This window comes from Streptomyces sp. Tu6071 (assembly GCF_000213055.1).
GTDB classification, from domain to species: Bacteria; Actinomycetota; Actinomycetes; order Streptomycetales; family Streptomycetaceae; genus Streptomyces; species Streptomyces evansiae.
On record NZ_CM001165.1, the window covers coordinates 6,304,714 to 6,325,719 of the forward strand.

General features: G+C 75.0%; 18 protein-coding genes and 1 riboswitch. Of the genes, 5 read left to right on the forward strand and 13 right to left on the reverse strand.

The window, feature by feature from the left end; all coding sequences use genetic code 11:
• The first annotated feature begins 89 nt into the window (after window positions 1–89).
• Both STTU_RS26660 and STTU_RS26665 read left to right on the forward strand, forming a co-directional pair.
• On the forward strand, window positions 90–824 hold the full coding sequence (locus STTU_RS26660; protein ID WP_199785092.1) for a DsbA family oxidoreductase: 735 nt from the start codon (window positions 90–92) through the stop codon (window positions 822–824).
• Window positions 825–884: 60 nt separating this feature from the next.
• Window positions 885–1,922, forward strand: coding sequence for an aminotransferase class V-fold PLP-dependent enzyme (locus STTU_RS26665; RefSeq protein WP_007828633.1), 1,038 nt, complete (start codon window positions 885–887; stop codon window positions 1,920–1,922).
• A gap of 107 nt (window positions 1,923–2,029) precedes the next feature.
• On the opposite strand, the gene thpD is transcribed toward STTU_RS26665, so the two are convergent.
• The 5 genes from thpD to STTU_RS26690 form a co-directional block, all read right to left on the reverse strand.
• Window positions 2,030–2,929: an ectoine hydroxylase gene (thpD, locus tag STTU_RS26670; RefSeq protein WP_007828636.1), complete on the reverse strand. Its 900-nt coding sequence runs from the start codon at window positions 2,927–2,929 to the stop codon at window positions 2,030–2,032.
• Window positions 2,930–2,934: 5 nt separating this feature from the next.
• On the reverse strand, window positions 2,935–3,333 hold the full coding sequence (locus tag STTU_RS26675; RefSeq protein ID WP_007828638.1) for an ectoine synthase: 399 nt from the start codon (window positions 3,331–3,333) through the stop codon (window positions 2,935–2,937).
• Between the two features lie 166 nt (window positions 3,334–3,499).
• Window positions 3,500–4,768: a diaminobutyrate--2-oxoglutarate transaminase gene (ectB, locus tag STTU_RS26680; RefSeq protein WP_007828640.1), complete on the reverse strand. Its 1,269-nt coding sequence runs from the start codon at window positions 4,766–4,768 to the stop codon at window positions 3,500–3,502.
• 158 nt (window positions 4,769–4,926) lie between these two features.
• Entirely contained in the window at window positions 4,927–5,508 is a 582-nt protein-coding gene (gene ectA / locus STTU_RS26685) for a diaminobutyrate acetyltransferase (protein ID WP_029396641.1), read from the reverse strand.
• Between the two features lie 492 nt (window positions 5,509–6,000).
• Window positions 6,001–7,143, reverse strand: a complete 1,143-nt coding sequence (locus STTU_RS26690; RefSeq protein ID WP_007828644.1) for an aminotransferase class V-fold PLP-dependent enzyme — start codon at window positions 7,141–7,143, stop codon at window positions 6,001–6,003.
• 147 nt (window positions 7,144–7,290) lie between these two features.
• On the opposite strand from STTU_RS26690, the gene STTU_RS26695 reads away from it, so the two are divergent.
• A complete protein-coding gene (locus tag STTU_RS26695) occupies window positions 7,291–8,397 on the forward strand; it encodes an amidohydrolase family protein (RefSeq protein WP_043256443.1) in 1,107 nt (368 codons plus the stop codon).
• A gap of 313 nt (window positions 8,398–8,710) precedes the next feature.
• Window positions 8,711–9,751, forward strand: coding sequence for an SCO1860 family LAETG-anchored protein (locus STTU_RS26700; protein WP_007828649.1), 1,041 nt, complete (start codon window positions 8,711–8,713; stop codon window positions 9,749–9,751).
• Window positions 9,752–9,807: 56 nt separating this feature from the next.
• Here STTU_RS26700 and cobC read toward each other — a convergent pair whose 3' ends face one another.
• The gene (gene cobC / locus STTU_RS26705) at window positions 9,808–11,241 is read right to left on the reverse strand and encodes an Rv2231c family pyridoxal phosphate-dependent protein CobC (RefSeq protein ID WP_007828651.1); all 1,434 of its coding nucleotides are present in this window, start codon (window positions 11,239–11,241) and stop codon (window positions 9,808–9,810) included.
• Between the two features lie 45 nt (window positions 11,242–11,286).
• Between cobC and STTU_RS26710 the strand changes: the two genes are divergently transcribed.
• Window positions 11,287–12,015, forward strand: coding sequence for a ZIP family metal transporter (locus tag STTU_RS26710; RefSeq protein ID WP_007828653.1), 729 nt, complete (start codon window positions 11,287–11,289; stop codon window positions 12,013–12,015).
• An 11-nt stretch (window positions 12,016–12,026) separates the two neighbouring features.
• On the opposite strand, the gene STTU_RS26715 is transcribed toward STTU_RS26710, so the two are convergent.
• From STTU_RS26715 to STTU_RS26745, 7 genes are all read right to left on the reverse strand, one after another.
• The gene (locus STTU_RS26715; protein WP_007828655.1) at window positions 12,027–13,427 is read right to left on the reverse strand and encodes a cobyrinate a,c-diamide synthase; all 1,401 of its coding nucleotides are present in this window, start codon (window positions 13,425–13,427) and stop codon (window positions 12,027–12,029) included.
• A 164-nt stretch (window positions 13,428–13,591) separates the two neighbouring features.
• On the reverse strand, window positions 13,592–14,191 hold the full coding sequence (gene cobO / locus STTU_RS26720; RefSeq protein ID WP_007828656.1) for a cob(I)yrinic acid a,c-diamide adenosyltransferase: 600 nt from the start codon (window positions 14,189–14,191) through the stop codon (window positions 13,592–13,594).
• The gene (locus STTU_RS26725; RefSeq protein WP_043256444.1) at window positions 14,191–16,314 is read right to left on the reverse strand and encodes a putative cobaltochelatase; all 2,124 of its coding nucleotides are present in this window, start codon (window positions 16,312–16,314) and stop codon (window positions 14,191–14,193) included. Before STTU_RS26725 ends, cobO begins: the two co-directional genes overlap by 1 nt.
• Window positions 16,315–16,403: 89 nt before the next feature.
• Window positions 16,404–17,918 carry a cobyric acid synthase gene (locus tag STTU_RS26730; RefSeq protein ID WP_086021161.1) on the reverse strand — a complete coding sequence of 505 codons (1,515 nt, stop codon included), beginning with the start codon at window positions 17,916–17,918 and terminating at the stop codon, window positions 16,404–16,406.
• The gene (locus tag STTU_RS26735) at window positions 17,915–18,871 is read right to left on the reverse strand and encodes a cobalamin biosynthesis protein (RefSeq protein WP_007828659.1); all 957 of its coding nucleotides are present in this window, start codon (window positions 18,869–18,871) and stop codon (window positions 17,915–17,917) included. Before STTU_RS26735 ends, STTU_RS26730 begins: the two co-directional genes overlap by 4 nt.
• Window positions 18,872–18,981: 110 nt before the next feature.
• Window positions 18,982–19,114: riboswitch (cobalamin riboswitch) on the reverse strand.
• Window positions 19,115–19,284: 170 nt separating this feature from the next.
• Complete coding sequence (locus STTU_RS26740; protein ID WP_007828660.1) at window positions 19,285–19,539, reverse strand: hypothetical protein; 255 nt, start codon at window positions 19,537–19,539, stop codon at window positions 19,285–19,287.
• Between the two features lie 11 nt (window positions 19,540–19,550).
• On the reverse strand, window positions 19,551–20,843 hold the full coding sequence (locus STTU_RS26745) for an inorganic phosphate transporter (RefSeq protein ID WP_007828661.1): 1,293 nt from the start codon (window positions 20,841–20,843) through the stop codon (window positions 19,551–19,553).
• Window positions 20,844–21,006: the final 163 nt, after the last annotated feature.

Genomic DNA, 21,006 nt, shown 5'->3' on the forward strand with positions numbered 1-21,006 from the left:
GTGCCACGGGGCGGCCCGTTCTCTTACCCGTACGCATGACACGAAGAGAGCAGAAGCCGATGGCGACACCTCTGGCGGCCCCGACCCCCCTGCGCGTGGAGATCTGGACGGACATCGCCTGTCCCTGGTGCTACGTCGGAAAGGCCCGTTTCGAGCGCGCGCTCGACGGCTTCGCGCACCGCGCGCGGGTCGAGGTCGTGCACCGCTCCTTCGAGCTGGACCCCTCCTTCCCGAAGGGCGAGACCGTGCGGGTCCTGTCCATGCTCGCCAAGAAGTACGGCATGAGCGAGGAGCAGGCCAGGCAGGGGGAGGCGCGGCTCAAGGAGAACGCGGACGGCGAGGGCCTCGGCTACGTGACCGAGGGCCGCGACTCCGGCAACACCTTCGACATGCACCGCCTGCTCCACCTCGCCAAGGACAGGGGCCGCCAGGACGCGCTGATCGACGGCCTCTACCGGGGCAACTTCGCCGAGGAGGAGAGCCTCTTCGGCGACGCCGAGCGCCTTGTCGCGATCGCCGTCGCCGCCGGGCTCGACGAGGCCGAGACGCGTGCCGTCCTCGCGGACCCGGAGAAGTACGCGGCCGACGTGCGCGCCGACGAGCGCGAGGCCGCCGAGCTGGGCGCCAACGGCGTGCCCTTCTTCGTCCTCGACCGCCGCTACGGCGTCTCGGGCGCCCAGCCCGTCGAGGTCTTCGCGCAGGCGCTCCAGCAGGCGTGGGACGCGCAGCCCCGACTGACCCCCGTGACCGCGGTGGCGGGTGCCGACGAGGCCGGGGTGTGCGGCCCCGACGGCTGCGCGGTCCCGCCGCGCGACGGTTCCTGACCTCCCGGGGGCCCGGGTCGCGCCATGGACGCGGGCCCCCCGGCCCCGCACCATGGGGCCATGGAGAATCTCGCACCGGAGGAGTACCGCCCCCGCCGCATCCACCTGAACACCGCGAGCCACGGACTCCTCTCCCGCTCCGCGGCCGACGCGATCCGGGCCGCCGTCGAGCGCCGCGAGTACGGGGACGGGGCCGACGTCTTCCCCGCCGTGGCCGCCGCGCGCGCCGCCTTCGCGCGCCTCGCGGGCGTCCCCGTGGGCCGCGTCGCCGCCGGGAACTCCGTCGCCACCTACGCGGGACTCGTCGCCGCCTCCGTGCCCGAGGGCGCCGAAGTCCTCACCGCCGAGGGTGATTTCGCCTCCGTCGTGAACCCCTTCCACGTCCGCGGGGGCATCGAGGTCCGCACCGTCCCGCTCGACCGCCTCGCCGAGGAGGTGCGCCCCGGCACGGCGCTCGTCGCGGTCTCCTCGGTGCAGTCCGCGGACGGCAGGATCGCCGACCTGCCCGCGATCCGCGCCGCCGCGCGCGCCCACGGCGCCCGTACCTTCGTCGACGTCTCGCAGGCCGCGGGCTGGCTGCCGCTCGACGCGGCCGAGGACGACTTCACGGCGGCGGTCGGCTTCAAGTGGCTCGGCGCCGCGCACGGCGTCGGCTTCCTCGTCGTCCCCGAGGACCTCGGCGGGCTGCGCCCGCTGCTCGGCGGCTGGCTGAGCGCGGCGGACCCGTGGACGAGCACGTACGGCCCGGTCCGCGAACCGGCCCCCGACGCCCGCCGCTTCGACACCGCGCAGCCCCTCTTCTCCTACGAGGGCGCGGCCGAGGCGATGGGGATCGTCGAGCGCCTCGGCGTCGCGACCGTCCACGCGCACGACCTCGCGCTCGCCGGGCGCTTCACCACCGGGCTGCGCGCCCTCGGCCACGAACCGCTGCCCGCGCCCGGCTCGGCGATCGTCTCCGTCCCGGGCCTCGGCGGGCGGCAGGCGGATCTCGCGCGGGCCGGTATCGAGGTCTCGGACCGCGCGGGCAACCTGCGCGCGTCCTTCCACCTCCACAACTCGGCGGCGGACGTCGACGCGCTCCTCGCGGCGCTGGGCTGAGGGGCGGGGCGGGGCCGGGCGCACGGAAGCGGGGCCGCGCACCCCGTGGTGCGCGGCCCCGCCCTCGTACGGGCCCCCCGGGACGCGTACGGACGACTTCCCGGCCCTCAGCGGACCGGCGTGAAGTCCCTGGCCCCGATGAACTCGGGCCGCCGGATCGGCGCCGCGAAGGGCTCGACCGCCGCGTTCTCGACGCTGTTGAAGACGAGGAACACGTTGCTGCGCGGGAACGGCGTGATGTTGTCGCCCGAGCCGTGCATCGCGTTGCAGTCGAACCAGGTCGCCGAGCCCGCCTTGCCGGTGAAGAGCTTGATGCCCCACTTCCCGGCCATCTCGGTGAGCGCCTCGTCCGAGGGCGTGCCCGCGTCCTGCATCTGGAGCGACTTCTTGTAGTTGTCCTTCGGCGTCTCGCCCGCGCAGCCCAGGAAGGTCTTGTGCGAGCCGGGCATGATCATGAGCCCGCCGTTGGTGTCGTAGTTCTCGGTGAGCGCGATCGAGACGGAGACGGCGCGCATGTTCGGCATGCCGTCCTCGGCGTGCCACGTCTCGAAGTCCGAGTGCCAGTAGAAGCCGGAGGCGCCGAAGCCGGGCTTGACGTTGATCCGCGACTGGTGGACGTAGACGTCCGAGCCGAGGATCTGCCGGGCGCGGTTCAGCAGCCGCTCGTCGCGCACGAGCCGCGCGAAGACCTCGCTGATCTTGTGGATCTCGAAGACGGAGCGGATCTCCTGCGACTGCGGCTCCACGATGGAGCGCTCGTCGGCGCGGATCGCGGGATCGGCGACGAGCCGGTCCAGCTCGGCGCGGTAGACGGAGACCTCGTCCGGGGTGAGCAGCTCGGGGATCGCGTGGAAGCCGTTCTCCTCGAAGGAGGCGAGTTCACCGGCGCTGATGGGCCCCTGGGTGCCGGGCGCGGACCACACGACCGGGTCCTGGCGCGGCGTGGAGACCTCGGTCTTGCCGCGGGTCGGGTAGAGGTCCGTGATCTTCTCGTGGGTGACGGTCATCTCGCTCAGTCCTCCTCGGTCAGCAGCGGGTAGACACCGTTCTCGTCGTGCTCCTCGCGCCCGGTGACGGGCGGGTTGAAGACGCAGACGCAGCGGAAGTCGGTCTTGGGCCGCATCGTGTGCAGGTCGTGGTTGTTGAGCAGGTACATCGTGCCGGGGGTGATCCAGTGCTTCTCCCCCGTGGCCTCGTCGGTCAGCTCCGCCTCGCCCTCGACACAGAGCACCGCCTCGATGTGATTGGCGTAGTGCATCGTCGTCTCGGTGCCGGCGTACATGATCGTTTCGTGCAGCGAGAAGCCGACCTTCTCCTTGGCGAGCACGATGCGCTTGCTCTCCCAGGTGCCCGACTCGGCGACGATGTGCCGGTCGGTGCCCTCGATGTCCTTGAACGAGCGAATGAGCACGGTGTCCCTGTGCCTCTCTTCCGTGGTGCGGTTGTTTCTCTACGGGTACGGGGCGGGCCGCGTCGCGTCGGACGGCCCGGCCCCGTACCGGATTTCGGCCGGTCCGCGGACGCGTGCGGTCTGCTGGACCGGGGTGGTCCCGCGGACCGGTGGTGGTCCCGCGGGCCTAGGCGGTCTCGCGGACCGAGCGGGCGAGGATGCGCAGCCCCTCGTCCAGCTCCTCGGGGGTCGTGGTGAGCGCGGGCAGCAGCTTGACGACCTCGCTGCGCGGGCCCGAGGTCTCCAGGAGCAGCCCGTGCTCGAAGGCGCGGCGGCACACCTTCGTCGCCTGCTCCGCGTCCTCGAACTCCATGCCCCACACGAGGCCGCGGCCCCGGTAGGAGGCGCCGAGCTGGGCGTGTTCGAGGCAGATCGCGCGCAGCGCCGCCTCGACCTGCTCGCCGCGGGCGAGGGTCTGCTTCTCCATCTGGCCGTCCGCCCAGTACGCCTCCAGGGCTGCCGCCGCCGTGACGAAGGCCGGGTTGTTGCCGCGGAAGGTGCCGTTGTGCTCGCCCGGCTCCCACACGTCCAGCTCGGGGCGGAAGAGGCACAGCGACATCGGCATCCCGTAGCCGCCGATGGACTTCGACAGCGTGACGATGTCCGGCGTGATGCCCGACTCCTCGAAGGAGAAGAAGGCACCGGTCCGGCCGCAGCCCATCTGGATGTCGTCGACGATGAGCAGCATGTCCTGCCGCTTGCACAGCTCGGAGAGCGCGCGCAGCCACTCGGGCCGCGCGACGTTGATGCCGCCCTCGCCCTGCACGGTCTCGACGATGACGGCCGCGGGCTTGTTGAGCCCGGAGCCCTGGTCGTCGAGCAGCCGCTCGAACCAGAGGAAGTCGGGGGTCTGCCCGTCGAGGTAGTTGTCGAAGGGCATCGGCGTGCCGTGCACGAGGGGGATGCCGGCGCCCGCGCGCTTGAAGGCGTTGCCCGTGACGGCGAGGGAGCCGAGCGACATGCCGTGGAAGGCGTTGGTGAAGGAGACGATCGACTCGCGGCCCTTGACCTTGCGGGCCAGCTTGAGCGCCGCCTCGACCGCGTTGGTCCCTGTCGGGCCGGGGAACATGACCTTGTAGGGCAGGTCGCGGGGGCGCAGGATCACGTTCTGGAAGGTTTCGAGGAACGCGCGCTTGGCCGTGGTGCCCATGTCGAGGCCGTGCGTGATGCCGTCGCGCTCGATGTAGTCGATCAGCGCGCGTTTCAGGACCGGGTTGTTGTGGCCGTAGTTGAGGGCGCCGGCCCCGGAGAAGAAGTCCAGGTACGCGTGGCCGTCCTCGTCGTAGAGGCGGCTGCCCTGCGCGCGGTCGAACACGGCGGGCCAGCTTCGGCAGTAACTGCGCACCTCCGACTCAAGGGTCTCGAAGACGCTCAGGGCGGGCGGGGCGATGGTCACAGCTGTCTCCTGGGAGGAAGAGGGTGGAGCGGAGCAGGGAGTGTGGACTGCGGTACGGGTACGGATGCGGGGCCGTGGTGCCGGTCGGCGGTACGGGCCCGGGGGTGCCGTCCGGTGTACGGGCCGCCCCCGGGTGGGGGACGGCCCGACCGCTCGGCTCAGGCCGCCTCGGCGCGGGCCGCCGCGAGGGCGAGCGGGCCGATGCGGTACAGCACTTCGGGCTCGTGTCCGGCCTCGTCGTCCGCCGGGAACAGCTCCGCGTCGAAGAGCACCTCGCGCTCCAGGTCCGCGCCGTGGCGCGCGGCGAAGGAGGTGAACAGGCGCTCGGAGGGCACGTTGCCGGGCGTGATGGTGGTCTCCAGGCCGTGCAGCTCCGTGCTCGCGGCGACGCGCGCGGCGAGCCCGTCGAGCAGCGCGGCGGCCAGGCCCCTGCCCTGCTGCGAGGCGGCCACGGCGACCTGCCAGACGACGAGGACGCCGGGGCGTTCGGGCCGGATGTAGCCGGTGACGAAACCGACCGGGTCCCCGGCGGCGTCGCGTGCCACCACGGAGGTCGCGGCGAAGTCGCGACACCACAGCAGGTAGCTGTACGAGGAGTTCAGGTCGAGCTTTCCCGAGTCGCGGGCGAGGCGCCACAGCGCGGCGCCGTCCTGCACGCGTGGGCCGTCAAGGCGTAGTCCCTCCGGCATTTCCCGGAATGCGGCACGGGGTGCGGTGAGGTCTGCTTGTGCGGCGGTCATGGGATTTGAACTTACCCAGCAGGCGCAGAAAATGCATCGGGTGCCAGGGTTGGGTGAAAGGGTGTTCTGTGTTATCGCGCGTGCGGGTGCTCGGGCGCGAAATCCCTTGCGAAATGCCTGGTATGCGGCGGGCATAGGGGATGAATGGTGCCTCTTTGTGGACTCGGTCACAAAGAAGTAACACCCGTGGAACCTGTCCGAATTATGGAAAATGTGCGGGGGTCAAAACTTCTTGTTTAGCCCCCGGGAAAGCGGGCAGAAGAATGTGGGAAGCTGCGCGAAAGAATGCACCGGGAATTAATCCGGAGTTTATACCGTGCCGAATGTGTGTGGGGCATTTCCGCGATGCCGGGGGACGAATGCCGGAAGTGGCACCGGGTGCCGGGAGCGCCACGGGTGCCGGAGCCCCGGCCGACCGCCCGGCACCGTCGCGCACCTGTCCCGGCACCCCGGCTTCCCGGCAGCACATCCGCCCCCGGCACCCCGCGTGCCTCACGCCTGTCCGGCCGCCCAGGTCTCCGCCACCGCGCGGTCGGCCGCGCGCGTGTCGGCCCGCTCGCCCGTCGCCTCGCTCCACGCGGCGGCGAGCGCGCGCAGGCTGTCCCGTACGACGTTCTCCGCCGCCAGCGGACCGTAGTGGTTGACGCGGACCATCTCGGCCGCGAGCGCGCCGCCGCCCGCCGCGAGCGGCAGCGAGGGGTGCGCGGCGAGCGCCTTCGCGACGAGCGTGGCCGCGTCCGGGCCCGTCCCCGTCACCGGCACCCGGACCGTCGTCGCGACCGGCGCGGCGTCGCGCGCCTCGGTCACGTACGGGGTCAGCGGCGTCCCGAGCGCGGCGAGCCCGGCCCGTACCGCCGCCGCGGCGCGCGCGTGCCGCCCGCGCACGAGGTCGGGGCCCTCCGCCGCGAAGCGCTCCAGGCACGCTTCGAGCGCGAGCATCTCCAGCTGGGCCGGGGCGTGCGGGAGCGCCTTGCGGCCCGCGTCGATCCACCGGTGCTTCCAGTCGAGCAGGGAGAGGTACGAGCCGCGCGGGCCCGCCGGGTTCGCCTCCAGGCGCTCCCAGGCGCGCGGGCTCAGTGCCGCCACCGAGACCCCGGCGGGCCCGCCGAGCGCCTTCTGCGCCCCGATCACGCACAGGTCCACGCCCCACTCGGCGGGCAGCAGCGGCTCCGCGCCCACCGAGGCGACGGCGTCGAGCATGAGCAGCGCGCCGTGCTCCCGCACCACCTCGCCGATCCCGGCCACCGGGTTCGTGTTGCCCGTCGCGGCCTCCGCGTGCACGAGCGAGACGAAGTCCGTCTCCGGGTGCGCCGCGAGCGCCTCGCGCACCTGCGCCGCGCTCACCGCCGTGTCGAAGGGCACCGCGAGGTCGTGCACGGTGGCGCCGCAGTCGCGCAGCCAGTTGCCGAAGGTCTGCCCGTACGGGCCCGTCACGATGTTCAGCGCCACCGTCCCCGGACCGGCGACGCCCCGGATGCACCCTTCGAGCGGCAGCAGCGCCTCGCCCTGCGTCACGACGAGTTCGTGCCCCCCGCTCCCGGGCGCGTCGAGCCCGAGCAGGGCGGCGACCTTGCGTTCGATCGTGGCGAAGTGGTGGGCGGTCAGGGGAGTGAGGTCAAGCAGGGGGTGTGTCACGAGGTGGCTCTTTCTGCGTGTGCGCGTGCGGCTTGCGCGTGTGTCGTGCGGCGGTACGGGGACGGATGGCCGTGCGGGCCGGTTGTGAGCGTACTCAGGGGGGTGCGGGGGAGAGAGCGGGGCGGGCCGCCTTCTAGGGTGCCGGTCATGAGTGACGTGAGTGGGGCGACGCCGCCGGTGCTGCGGGTGAAGGGGGCCGTACTCGTCGGGCCCGAGGACGTGCGGGACGAGGTGTGGGTGGTCGGCGGGCGGGTCGCCCTCACCGCGCCGGCCGGGGCGCGGGACGTGCGGACCGTCGAGGGCTGGGCGCTGCCCGGACTCGTCGACGCGCACTGCCACGTCGGGCTCGACGCGCACGGGGCCGTGCCCGCCGAGGAGGCCGAGAAGCAGGCGCTCACCGAGCGGGACGCGGGCGCGCTGCTGCTCCGCGACGCGGGCTCGCCCTCCGACACGCACTGGACGGACGCGCGCGAGGACCTGCCCCGCATCATCCGCGCCGGGCGCCACATCGCCCGCACCCGCCGCTACATCCGGAACTTCGCGCACGAGATCGAGCCCGAGGACCTCGTCGCCTACGTGGCGCGCGAGGCGCGGCGCGGCGACGGCTGGGTCAAGCTCGTCGGCGACTGGATCGACCGCGAGGAGGGCGACCTGACGGCGTGCTGGCCGCGCGGCGCCGTCGAGGCGGCGATCGCCGAGGCGCACCGGCTCGGCGCGCGCGTCACCGCGCACTGCTTCGCCGAGGACTCGCTCGCCGACCTCGTCGAAGCGGGCATCGACTGCGTAGAGCACGCGACGGGGCTCACCGAGGAGACGATCCCGCTCTTCGCCGAGCGCGGCGTCGCGATCGTCCCGACCCTGGTCAATATCGCGACGTTCCCGCGCCTCGCGGACGGCGGCGAGGCCAAGTTCCCCCGCTGGTCGGCCCACATGCGCCGCCTGCACGCCCGGCGCTACGAGACGGTGCGCGCCGCCTTCGACGCGGGCGTCCCCGTCTTCACGGGCACCGACGCGGGCGGCAGCCTCCCGCACGGCCTCATCGGCGCCGAGGTGGCCGAACTCGTCCGCGCGGGCCTCCCGCCGCTCGCGGCCCTCTCCGCCGCCGTCTGGGACGCCCGCGCCTGGCTGGGCAGGCCGGGCCTGGAGGAGGGCGCCCCGGCGGACCTCGTGGTGTACGAGAGCGACCCGCGCGCCGACGTGCGGGTTCTGACGGCGCCTCGGCGCGTCGTGATGTCGGGGCGGGTGGTGGCGTAGGGGGCGGCACGCGCGTCCCCCGGGGGCGTGTACAGAGCCGTCGAGGGCGTGTGAGGAGCCGTCAGGGGCGCGCGAGAGGTCGTCGAGCGCCCCTCCTCGCGGGGGACGTACCGCTGTGACGTGGGCGAACGCGTGCGCAGCGAAGCGATTCCTTTTTCGAACACCATGCCGGAAACCACCCTTTAGGGTGAACGTGCTGCGGTCTGTCGTTCTTTCACCCCCGTTCCGCGAGGATTCCCGCATCGAGGCCGCCGGCCCCCGTGTCCCCGGGACGCGCCGGCGGCTCCATGTCTCTTGTGGGGGTAACACCGCTGTGAACAGCACCACCTTCGGCCTGCCCGTGCGCCGACTCGCCGCCGCCACCACGGCCGCGCTCCTCGTCGGCGCGCCCGCCGTGCTCACCGCCGCGGGCACCGCGCACGCCACCGAGGGCCACGGGGGGAAGTCCGGCGCCGTCGTCCTGCGCACCGGACTCGACGTCTCCCTCCTGCGGAAGACCGTCGACCTGCCGCTCAACGTCTCGCTCAACGAGGTGAGCGCCCCAGGCGACGCCGACAAGACCGCGCTCACCGCCACACTCGACGGCGTCGACAAGGGCCGCCCCTTCCGCGTCCTCGACGCCCGCGTCGCCCAGGCGAAGGCCACCGCCGACGGCCACAAGGCGGAGGGCGCGACCGAACTCGTCGGCGCCCGCGTCCACGTCCCCGGACTCCCGTTCCTCTCGCTCGTCGAGGTCGAGAAGGTCACGTCGAAGGCCGTGTGCGAGGCGGGGCGGCACCCCGTCGCCGAGGCGAACGTCCTCGGGCACGTCAAGGTCCTCGGCAAGACCGTGAGCCTGTCCGCCGGAGGCACCACGCACGTCGAGGTCCCCGGCGTGGGCGAGGTCACCCTCGACCTCTCCCAGCGCACCACCACCGCCACCACGGCCGCCGCCGCCGCGCTGGAGCTGAAGGTCTCCGTCGACCCGCTCAAACTCGGCGTCGCCCAGGTCGAGGGCACCGTCACACTCGCCGGAGCCACCTGCGAGACTCCGAGGACGGACGGCGCCGGCCCCGGCACCCCGGCCTCCGAGCCGCCCGCCTCGGCCCCTGCCGACGACGACTCCGACGGCGCCGCGAGCCCGTCCCCGGCCGCGCCGGGCGGCGGCAAGGACGACGAGGGCGCGAAGAGCAACGGCGCCAAGGGCGCCGAGGTGACCACCGCCGCCGCGGGCTCCGACGACGGCGAGAACCTCGCCGAGACCGGCGGCAGCTCGACCACCCCCTACCTCGCGGGCGGCGCCGCCGTCCTCCTCGTGGGCGGCGCGGGCGCCGTCTGGTTCGCGCGCACCCGCCGCGCCGCGCGCGGCAACTGACACCACGCGGGGGCGGGGCGGGCCGACCCACCGGCCCGCCCCGCCCCCGCGACACCTCAGCCCCCTGCCCCCGGCATTTCGGCCCCCACCACGCCCCGCACCGCCGCCAGGAACCGCTCGCTCGTCCCCCGGTCCCGCACCGCCACCCGCAGCCACTCGTCCCCGAGCCCCGGGAACGTGTCCCCGCGCCGCACCGCCCACCCCGCGCCGCGCAGCCGCTCCCGCACCCCGGCCGCGCCCGGCAGCCGCACCAATAGGAACGACGCCGACGCCGGACCCACGACCCGCGCCTCCGGCAGCTCCGCGAGCCCCGCCGCGAGGAAGTCCCTGTCGCCCGCGAGGTCCCGCGCCGCCGCCTCCGCCTCCGCGAGCGCCCCGGGCGCCGAGCACGCCTCGGCCGCCACGAGCGCGGGCGTCGAGACCGGCCACAGCGGCTGCGCCCGCGCGAGCCGCGCGAGCGTCGCGGGCGCGCCGAGCACGTAGCCGATCCGCAGCCCCGCGAGCCCCCACGTCTTCGTGAGGCTCCGCAGGACGAGGAGCCCGGGGACGTCCGTGCGCGAGGCGAGCGACTCGCGCTCGCCCGGCACCGTGTCGACGAACGCCTCGTCCACGACGAGCGTCCGCCCGGGACGCGCGAGCGAGGCGATCACGTCCGCCGGGTGCAGCACCGACGTCGGGTTCGTCGGGTTCCCGAGCACCACGAGATCCGCCCCGGCGGGCACGAGCGCCGGATCGAGCCGGAAGCCGTCCTCCTCGCGCAGGAGCACCCGCTCCACCGCGTGCCCCGCCGCCCGCAGCGCCGCCTCCGGCTCCGTGAACTGCGGGTGCACGACGACGGGCCGCCGCACCGGCAGCGTCCGCGCCAGCAGCACGAACGCCTCCGCGGCGCCCGCCGTGAGCAGCACCCGCTCCGGCGCCAGCCCGTGCCGCGCCGCGACCGCCGCGCGCGCCGCCCGGTCGTCCGGGTACGCGGCGAGCGAGCCGAGCGCGTCCGCGAGCCGCTCCCGCAGCCACGCGGGCGGCGTCCCGGCGCGCACGTTCACCGCGAGATCGGTGAGCCCGGCCCCGCGCACCTCCGCGTCCCCGTGGTGGCGCAGCTCGTACGACGGCATGACACGTCCCTCCCGTGGGTCCTCCGCCACGGCGCACGTCGCCCGCGCGGACTTCTGTTTCGCCACGAGCAGCCGCCCGCGACCCCCCGCCTCCGCGAGCGCCGCCGCCTCCGCGACCGACCCGGTGCCGAGCGCGGCGCGCGGCGCGCGCGACGGACGGGGTACGGAGACCGCCGCCAGCTCGTGCGGCGCGTACGCCCGTACCGGCACGCCGAGCCGCGCCGCGAGCGCCACGACGGCGGGCGCCTCCGCGCGTCGGTCGACGGTCGCCACGGCACGTACGCGCGCGAGCGGCAGCCCGGCCGCGCCGAGCGCGCCCCGTACCAGCGCCTCGATCTCGGCGGCCGTCGCGCCCGTCGCCGCGCCGACACCGACCACGAGGGACGAGGTGCGGCGGGGCGCGCCGTCCGCTAGCAAGGAGGCATGGTCGTGCTCGTGGCCCTCGGCTCCTTCGTGATGACGCTGGTCGGCGGCTGGGCCGCGCACCACGTCACCGACCGGCGCCACCTCGTCCTGGGCTTCGCGGGCGGGCTCATGCTCGGCGTCGTCGGGCTGGACCTGCTGCCCGAGGCCGTCGAGGGGGCGGGGCGCAAGGTGTGGGGCGTGCCCGCCGCGCTGCTCCTCTTCGTCGCGGGCTTCCTCACCGCGCACGTCGTCGAACGCCTCCTCGCGCTGCGCCGCGCCGCCCACGGGGCGAAGAACCCCGAGCAGGTCCCGCAGGTCGGCATCGGCGCCGCCGCCGCGATGGTCGGGCACAGCGTCGCCGACGGCATCGCGATCGGCGCCTCGTTCCAGGTCGGCGAGGCGATCGGCTTCACCGTCGCGCTCGCCGTCATCAGCCACGACTTCGCGGACGGCTTCAACACGTACACGCTCACGCGCGCCACGGGCAACGCCCGCCGCAAGGCGTTCGCGATGCTCGGCGCCGACGCCGTCGCCCCTGTCGCGGGCGCCGCGTCGACGCTCCTGTTCACCATTCCGGGCGAAGCGCTCGCCTGCTACCTCGGCTTCTTCGGCGGCGTCCTCCTCTACATCGCCGCCGCCGAGATCCTGCCCGAGGCCAGCCACAGCCACCCGGCCCGCTCCACCCTCCTGTGCACGGTCGCGGGCGTGGCCCTGATGTGGCTCGTGATCGGCTTCGCGGGGGAGTAGCGGGGCCCCGCTCACCCCGTCACCCGTCCCGCCCCCGCCGCCCGCGCCACGAACCGTGCCGCCGCCTCGGGGAGGCCCGCCGGGTGGGTGTGCAGGTAGCTGGCGTGGATCTCGGCCCGGACGAAGCCCTCCAGGCGGGCGCGCGGCTGCCGCAGCCCCCACGCCGGGGCCGGGCCCGCGCCCGGCTCGATCACCGTGCGGTGGAACTCGTGCCCCCGCGTCCGCGTCCCCGCGGCGGCCACCGCGCTGTCGCCGACCGCGACCGCCTCGCGGTATCCGAGCGTCAGGCGCTCCGTCATGCGCGCGTCCGCGTCGAGCACGCCGCACATCGGCGCCCCGTCGAGCGAGCGCGCCAGGTAGAGCAGCCCCGCGCACTCCGCCCACACCGGCCCGCCCGCCCGCGCGAGGCCCGCGACGGCCGCGCGCAGCGGCGCGTTGGCGGCCAGCTCGGGCGCGTACACCTCGGGAAAGCCCCCGCCGACGACGAAGGCGCGCGTCCCCTCGGGCAGTTCCTCGGCGCGCAGCGGGTCCACGCTCACGACCTCCGCGCCCGCCGCCGTCAGCGCCTCGGTCTGCTCCGCGTACGAGAACGTGAACGCGGGCCCGCCCGCGACCGCCACGACGGGCCGCCCGCCGTCCGGCACCGGGGCGAGCGGCGGCTGCCAGGGCACCGCGCTCCGCGTCGCCGCGGAGTGCGCGAGGCGGAGCAGCGCGGGCAGGTCGCAGCCCTCCCGTACGTGCGCGGCGAGCGCGGCGACCGCGTCGACCGCCTCCGCGCGCCGCTCGGCCGCCGGGACGAGTCCGAGGTGCCGCGAGGGCGTGAACAGCTCCTTCGTCCGGCGCAGTACTCCGAGCACGGGCACCCCCGCCTCGTCGAGCGCGGCCCGCAGCAACTCCTCGTGCCGGTCGGAGCCGACCTTGTTGAGGATCACCCCGCCGATCCGCACCTCCGGGTCGAAGGAGGCGAAGCCGTGCACGAGGGCCGCGACCGAGCGCGACTGCGCCGAGGCGTCCACGACGAGCACGACGGGCGCCCCGAGCACCTTCGCGACCTGCGCGGTCGACGCCAGCTCGCCCTGCCCCGCGGCGCCGTCGTACAGCCCCATGACGCCTTCGACGACGGCGAGGTCGGCGTCGCGCGCGCCGTGCGCGAAGAGCGGCACGAGCGCGTCGGTGCCGCACAGGTAGGCGTCGAGGTTGCGGCCGGGCCGCCCCGTCGCGAGCGCGTGGTACCCCGGGTCGATGTAGTCCGGCCCGACCTTGTGCGGCGACACGGAGAGCCCGGCGGCGCGGAAGGCGGCCATGAGCCCGGTCGCGACGGTCGTCTTGCCACTGTTCGAGGAGGGCGCGGCGACGACGAGCCGGGGCGGCAGGGGCAGGGGCAGGGGCGCGGGGCTGGGTTGTGCGGTCATCGTGTGCTGCTTTCAGGGCCCGGGAGCTGCGGCCCGGGAGGGCGGATCGGTGGTACGGGACGGGGCGGCGCGGCCTCGCGGCCACCGGGGAGCGCGGGGCGGCGGGGCCGGGCGACCGGCCCCGCGTCACGCCTCGCGGCCCCCGCCCCGCCCCTGCGGGAGCGTCACCACTCGATGCCCCGCTGCCCCTTCTGCCCCGCGTCCATCGGGTGCTTGACCTTCGTCATCTCGGTCACGAGGTCCGCCGCGTCGATCAGCTCACGCGGCGCGTTGCGCCCCGTGACGACGACGTGCTGGTTGCCGGGGCGGGTACGCAGGGTCTCGACGACCTCGGCGGTGTCGATCCAGCCCCAGTGCAGCGGGTAGGCGAACTCGTCGAGGACGTACAGCTTGTACGTCTCGGCGGCCAGGTCCCGCTTGACCTGTTCCCAGCCCTCGCGGGCCTTGTCCTCGTTGGAGTCCTGGCCGTCGCGCTGGACCCAGGACCAGCCCTCGCCCATCTTGTGCCAGGCGACCGTGCCGCCCTCGCCCGAGGTCCCGAGCACGCGCAGCGCGTTCTCCTCGCCGACCTTCCACTTCGCCGACTTGACGAACTGGAACACCCCGATCGGCCACCCCTGGTTCCAGGCCCGCAGCGCGAGCCCGAAGGCGGCCGTCGACTTGCCCTTGCCCGGTCCCGTGTGGACCGCGAGGAGCGGCCTGTTGCGCCGCTGGCGTGTCGTCATCCCGTCGTCCGGCACGACGGCCGGCTGTCCCTGCGGCATTACGCCGCCCTCCCTGTTGTCGAGCCCTGTCCGCCCCGTACGTCCTTCACGAGCCCCGCGAGCGCGTCCGCGCGCAGCTCGTCCAGCGTCACCGCGCTCCCCCCGAGCCGCCCCGCGAGATCGGCAGCGAGCCCGAGCCGCACGGGCCCCGTCTCGCAGTCCACGACGACCGAGGCCGTCCCGTCCGCCGCGAGCAGCCCGGCCGCGCGCCGCGCGAGCGGCAGCGGCTCGGGACCGCCCGTCGCCCGCCCGTCCGTCACGACGACGAGCAGCGCGCGCCGCGCCGGATCGCGCAGCCGCTCGATCCGCAGCACGTCGCGCGCCTTCAGCAGGCCCGCCGCGAGCGGCGTCCGGCCCCCGGTCGGCAGGGATTCGAGCCGGGCCGCCGCCGTGTCCACCGACGACGTGGGCGGCAGCGCGAGACCCGCCTCGCGCCCCCGGAACGTCACGAGCCCCACCTTGTCGCGCCGCTGATAGGCGTCGAGGAGCAGCGAGAGCACCGCGCCCTTGACCACGCCCATCCGCTGCCGCGCCGCCATCGACCCGGAGGCGTCCACGACGAAGAGCACGAGATTGCCCTCGCGCCCCTCCCTGCTCGCGAGCCGCAAATCGTCCTTGCGCACCAGGAGCCCGGCGCCGGTGCGCCCGCGCGCCTTCTGGTACGGGGCGGCGGCGCGGACCGTCGCGGCGAGGTGCAGCGAGCCGAGCGCGCCCCCGCGCGGGCGGTACGAGCCCGTCGTCCTGCCGTGCGCGGTCCGCGCCCGCGACCGCCGCCCGGCGGCGCCCTCACCGAGCCCGGGAACGGTCAGCTTCTTCGTGCGGAAGGGGGCGGAGGCGGAGGCGGCGGGCTGCTCAGCGGCGCCCGCGCGGCCTTTTCCCTCGGCGTCCGAGGGGGCGGAGGCGTCCGAGGGGGCCGGGGCGTCGGCGTCCGGGGCGTCCGCGGGGCCGGTGGGCGCGTCGCCGGGCGCGTCCGAGGAACCGCCGTCCTCACCCCGGTCGGTGCGGTCCTCCGGATCCCCGCCCTGCGGCGGGACATCGCCCCCGCCGCCGGGCCCGTCCGGGCCGTCCCCGTCGCCGGGGCCCTCCGGCTCCTCCTCGGGCCCGGCGTTCTCGTCGAGCACCTCGTCGAGCTTGTCCTCGTCGAGCCCGGGGGCGTCGAAGGGGTTGCGGCGCCCCCGGTGCGGCAGGGCGAGGAGCGCGGCCTGCCGCACGTCCTCGGCGAGCACGCTCTCGCGCCCGGCCCAGGCGGCGAGGGCCGTCGCGGTACGGGCCATGACGAGGTCGGCGCGCATCCCGTCCACCTCGAAGGCGGCGCACGTCGCGGCGATCTGCCGCAGCGCGGTGTCCCCGAGGACGACGCGGGGCAGCAGCGCGCGGGCCTCGGCGATCCGGCTGCGCAGCGCCGCCTCGTCCCCGGCGAAGCGCGCGGCGAAGGCGGCGGGGTCGTCCTCGTACGCCATCCGGCGCCGTACGACCTCGACGCGCTCGTCGGTCTCGCGCGAGGCGGCGACCTCGACGGTGAGCCCGAAGCGGTCGAGGAGCTGCGGGCGCAGCTCGCCCTCCTCGGGGTTCATCGTCCCGACGAGCAGGAACCGCGCGGCGTGCCGCACGGAGACGCCCTCGCGCTCCACGGAGGAGACACCCATGGCGGCGGCGTCGAGCAGGAGGTCCACGAGGTGGTCGCCGAGAAGGTTGACCTCGTCGACGTAGAGGATGCCGCGGTGCGCGGCGGCGAGCAGTCCCGGCTCGAACGCCTTGACGCCCTCGGCGAGCGCCCGCTCGATGTCGAGCGCGCCAACGAGCCGGTCCTCGGAGGCCCCCACGGGCAGCTCGACCATCCGCGCGGGGCGCCGCGACTCCGCCTGGGCGGGAGCGTGCGGCCCGTCGGGGCAGCGCGGATCGGGAGCGGCCGGATCGCACGAGAACCGGCACCCCGCCACGACGTCGGCCTCGGGCAGCAGCGCGGTGAGCGCCCGCACGGCGGTGGACTTGGCCGTCCCCTTCTCGCCGCGCACGAGCACCCCGCCGACGCGGGCGGAGACGGCGTTGAGGAGGAGGGCGAGCCGGAGATCGTCCTGCCCGACGAGGGCGGTGAAGGGGTAGGGATGGTCGGCGGTGGTCATGCGGGGGTCTTCCTTTCGTGAGGATTGCGGCACGGCCCGGGCACGCGTGATCGCGCCCTTCGGGCAGGTGGGGAGCGGGCCCCGCGGGGTCACCCCGGTGCTCCCGGCGGCACGAAGGGCAGTCCCGGCGGAGCCCCCCGCTCGATCAGTCGCAGCAGCGCACGCGTGTCGGCGTGCTCCTCGATCAGATCCGCGAGCGCCTCCAGCTGCTCCTCCCGCAGGGCCCCGAACTCCGTGTCCGGCGCCGGTACGAACCTCCGCCCCGCCTGCGCGGCGACCCTCCGCAGGAAGGCCCGCCGGAAGCCGTCGCTCTCCAGCGACCCGTGCCAGTGCGTCCCCCACACCGATCCGACCCGGCACCCGTCGAGGAACGGCTCGTCGCCGCCCCTCACCTCCGCGACCCCGTGGTGGATCTCGTAGCCGTCCACGGCCTCCCCGAGCGCGGTCCCCGAGGGCCGGGCGAGCGTCTTCCCGCGCGCGAACCGCACCCGTACCGGCAGCAGCCCGAGCCCCGCCACGGTCCCGGCCCGCGACTCGACCTCGTCCTCGATCAGCTCGCCGAGCAACTGGAAGCCGCCGCAGATCCCGAGCACGGGCCGCCCCTCGGCCGCCCGCCGGGCGAGCGCGTCCGCGAGCCCCCGCTCGCGCAGCCACTCCAGCGCCCGCACCGTCCCCCGCGTCCCCGGCACCACCACGAGGTCCGCGTCCACGAGGTCCGCCGCCCGGTCCACGAACCGCACGACGACGCCCGGTTCGGCAGCGAGCGCGTCCACGTCGGTGAAGTTCGACATGAGCGGCACGGCGCACACGGCGACCCGCAGCACCTCTTCCCCGAACGGCTCCGCGAGCCGCGACTCGCGCACCGCGCCGCGCAGGGAGACGGCCATGCCGTCCTCCTCGTCGATGCCGAGCCCCGGCCGGAACGGCAGCACCCCGAAGGTGTCCCGCCCCGTCAGGTCCCGCAGCATCCGCAGGCCCGGTTCGAGCAGCGAGACATCGCCTCGGAACTTGTTGACGAGGTACCCCGCGACGAGCGCCTGGTCCTCCGCCGAGAGCAGCGCCGTCGTCCCGAAGAACGAGGCGAAGACACCGCCCCTGTCGATGTCCCCGACCACCACGACCGGCAGTCGGGCCGCCCGCGCGATCCCCATGTTGACGAGGTCGGTACGGCGCAGGTTGATCTCCGCCGGGCTCCCCGCGCCCTCGCAGATCACCGCGTCGTACGTGCGCCGCAGCTCCGCGAGGCAGTCCACGACCGTCCCGAACAGCTCCGCCTGCTTCCCCCCGTGGTAGCCGCGCGCGCTCAGCTCGCCGAGCGGCTTCCCGAGGAGCACGACCTGGCTCGACCGCTCCCCGCCCGGCTTGAGCAGCACCGGGTTCATGAGCGCGCTCGGCTCGACGCGCGCGGCCTGCGCCTGCATCGCCTGCGCGCGGCCGATCTCGGCGCCTTCGCGCGTGACGAAGGAGTTGAGGGACATGTTCTGCCCCTTGAACGGCGCGACGCTCACCCCCCGCCGCACGAGCCACCGGCAGATCCCGGCCGTCACGACGCTCTTGCCCGCGTCCGAGGTCGTCCCGGCGACGAGCAGCCCGCCCCCGGTCACCGCGCACCCCCCGGGCGCCGCGCGACGACGAGCCGCGCCGCGACGCACACCCCGAGCGCCGCCCACGTCACCCGCCGCGAGAGCCGCACCGCCCGCTCGACGTCCGCCACGGCGACCGGCCGCCCGCGCCGCGCGTTGAGCACGGGCCGGTGCTCGACCCGGCCCCCGTACGACAGCGTCCCGCCGAGCCGCACCCCGAGCGCGCCCGCGAAGGCCGCCTCGACGGGCCCCGCGTTGGGGCTCGGGTGCCGGTGCGCGTCCTCCCGCACGGCGGCGAGCGCGGTACGGGGCGCGCCGCCCACGAGTGCGGCGAGCCCGGCGGTGAGCCGGGCGCCCGGGAAGCCCATGACGTCGTCGAGCCGCGCGGCGGACCAGCCGAACCGCAGGTGGCGCGGCGACTTGTGGCCCACCATCGCGTCGAGCGTGTTGACGGCCCGGAAGGCGACGAGTCCGGGCACGCCGCCGAGCGCGCCCCACACGAGCGCCCCGACGACCGCGTCCGAGGTGTTCTCGGCGACGGACTCGACGACGGCGCGCGCGATGCCGTCCGCGTCGAGCCGGCGGGGATCGCGCCCGCACAGGTGCGGCAGGCGCTCGCGCGCGGCGGCGAGATCGTCCGCTTCGAGCGCGGCGGCGAGCGCGCGGCCCTCGCGCGCGAGCGACGTACCGCCCACGACGGCCCACGTCACGAGCGCGGTGAGCGCGGCGGACGCGGCGGGGGAGCGGCGCGCGGCGGTACGGGAGGCGACGGCGGCGAGCGCGGTGGCGCCGCCCGCGCACAGCAGGGTGTGCAGGGCGCCCGCACCGCGCTGGTCGCGCCACAACGCCTTCTCGGCGACGCCCGCGAGAGACCCGTACGCCGCGACGGGGTGGCCGCGGCGCGGATCGCCGAAGAGGGAGTCGCCGAGCAGACCGGCGGTGGCGCCGACCGCGAAAACACGTCCGGCGGACATGGCGTCAGTCCGCCGTCACGCCTCGCCGGGGGAACGGGCGGGCTGGCGGGTGCGCACTGCGGCGGATGCCGGGCATGGGGGTGTCCTACTCTCAGGGTCCGCGCCCTGGTACGACGTGATTCGGCGCCGGGAGTTCCTGACTCACGGGGATCACTCCCCGCTCACAGTGGCGGGACCGCGCCGGATTCGCACCGGTACTTCCTCCACAGCCGCCGAAATGGCCCCGGCAGTGCATCACGCCCCGAGACCGGGCGTCAACTCGCACTTGACGCACTCCGGGCACATCGCCCGGTCCGGACGTCCGGCCCCCCGCGCCCCCGCCCACGTCGCACGGACGCCCCGCCCGCCCACGCGAAAGCCCCGCGCCGCCCCCCGTGCGGGGGGCCTCGCGGGGCCCGTGGTGCCGGTCCGTCTCAGGCCACGATCACGTAGATCCCGAACGCGACGGCCGCGAGGCACACGCCGAAGCACGCGTACGCGCCGAGCCGGGCGAGCAGCGCCTGCCCGCCCGCGCCCGTACCGCCGCCCGTACCGCCGTCCTCCGCCGCCGTCGCCGCCGAGGCGCGCGAGAGGCCCGCGATGCCGAGGGCGAAGGCGCCGCCGAGGCCCACGGTGACGAGCAGGCTCACGCCGAAGACGGAGCCGAGTGCCGCCCAGTCGATGTTCATGCCGGTTCCTTTCAGGCCGCGGTGCCGGAGCCCGCGGTGTGACGCGGGGTCTCGGCCGTCGCCGGGGCGGGGAGTTCCGCCGTGAGCGGGGGGTGGAGTGCGTCGGGCGCCTCGGCGGCCGTCGGCTGGACCGGCACCGTGAGCGTCCCGGCGGGCGGCGGCGCGACCGAGGCGAGGGCCTGGGTGATCACTCCGGCGGGCTCGGCGTCGCCGGTCACGTCGTGGTGGCTCACCGGCCGGCGCCGCGACAGGACGTAGATCGTCGCGGCTCCCGCGAGGAGCAGCACCCCGGTGAGCACGACGCCCCATGTGCCCTGGCGGGTCAGGAACTCGGCGCCCGCGCCGACGAGCGCGGCGGCGGGGAGCGTGAGCAGCCAGGCGATCGCCATCCGCCCGGCCGTGGACCAGCGCACCGTGCCGCCCTTGCGCCCGAGGCCCGCGCCCATCACCGAGCCGGAGCACGCCTGGGTCGTGGAGAGCGAGAAGCCGAGGTGCGAGGAGGCGAGGATGACGGTCGCCGCGCCGGTCTGCGAGGCGAAGCCCTGCGGCGGTTCGAGGTCGGTGAGTCCGGTGCCCATCGTGCGGATGATGCGCCAGCCGCCGAGGTACGTGCCGAGCGCGATCGCGCACCCGGCCGAGAGGATCACCCACACCGGCGGGTTGGCCCCCGGCTTGAGCACATCGCCCGTGACGAGGGCGAGCGTGATGATGCCCATCGTCTTCTGCGCGTCGTTGGTCCCGTGCGCGAGCGAGACGAGCCCGGCCGAGGCGATCTGCCCCACCCTGTAGCCCTTCGCCCCGGTCTTCTCGTCGACACCGCGGGTCAGCCGGTACGTCAGCCGGGTGGCCGCGAAGGCGGCGAGCCCCGCGACGACGGGCGCCGCCACGGCGGGGATCACGATCTTGGTGACGATCGTGCCGCCGTTGATGCTGGAGAAGCCCGCCGACATGACGGCCGCCCCGATGAGCCCGCCGAAGAGGGCGTGCGAGGAGCTGGAGGGCAGGCCGAGCAGCCAGGTGAGGAGGTTCCACAGGATGGCGCCGACGAGCGCCGCGAAGATCACTTCCGTCCTGAGCCCGGACTCGTCGACGATTCCCCCGGAGATCGTCTTGGCGACCTCCACCGAGAGGAAGGCACCCACGAGGTTGAGCGCCGCGGACATCGCCACGGCCGTCTTGGGCTTGAGGGCGCCGGTGGAGATGGTGGTCGCCATCGCGTTGGCGGTGTCGTGGAAACCGTTCGTGAAGTCGAACACGAGAGCGGTGACGATCACGATCCCGAGGAGAAGCGTGATGTGTTCCATTTACCCAGGCTTCTGTTGGACGTCAATGTCACGCCGAACGTAAGCAATCCGAGTGAACGGAAGATGAACTGGGGCGGGCGCTGTGGTGACCCCGTCCGGAGCGGCCCCTCGCGCGGGCCCGTGCGCGGGACCCGGGGCGCCGCCGGCGCGGGTTCCGCTTGCG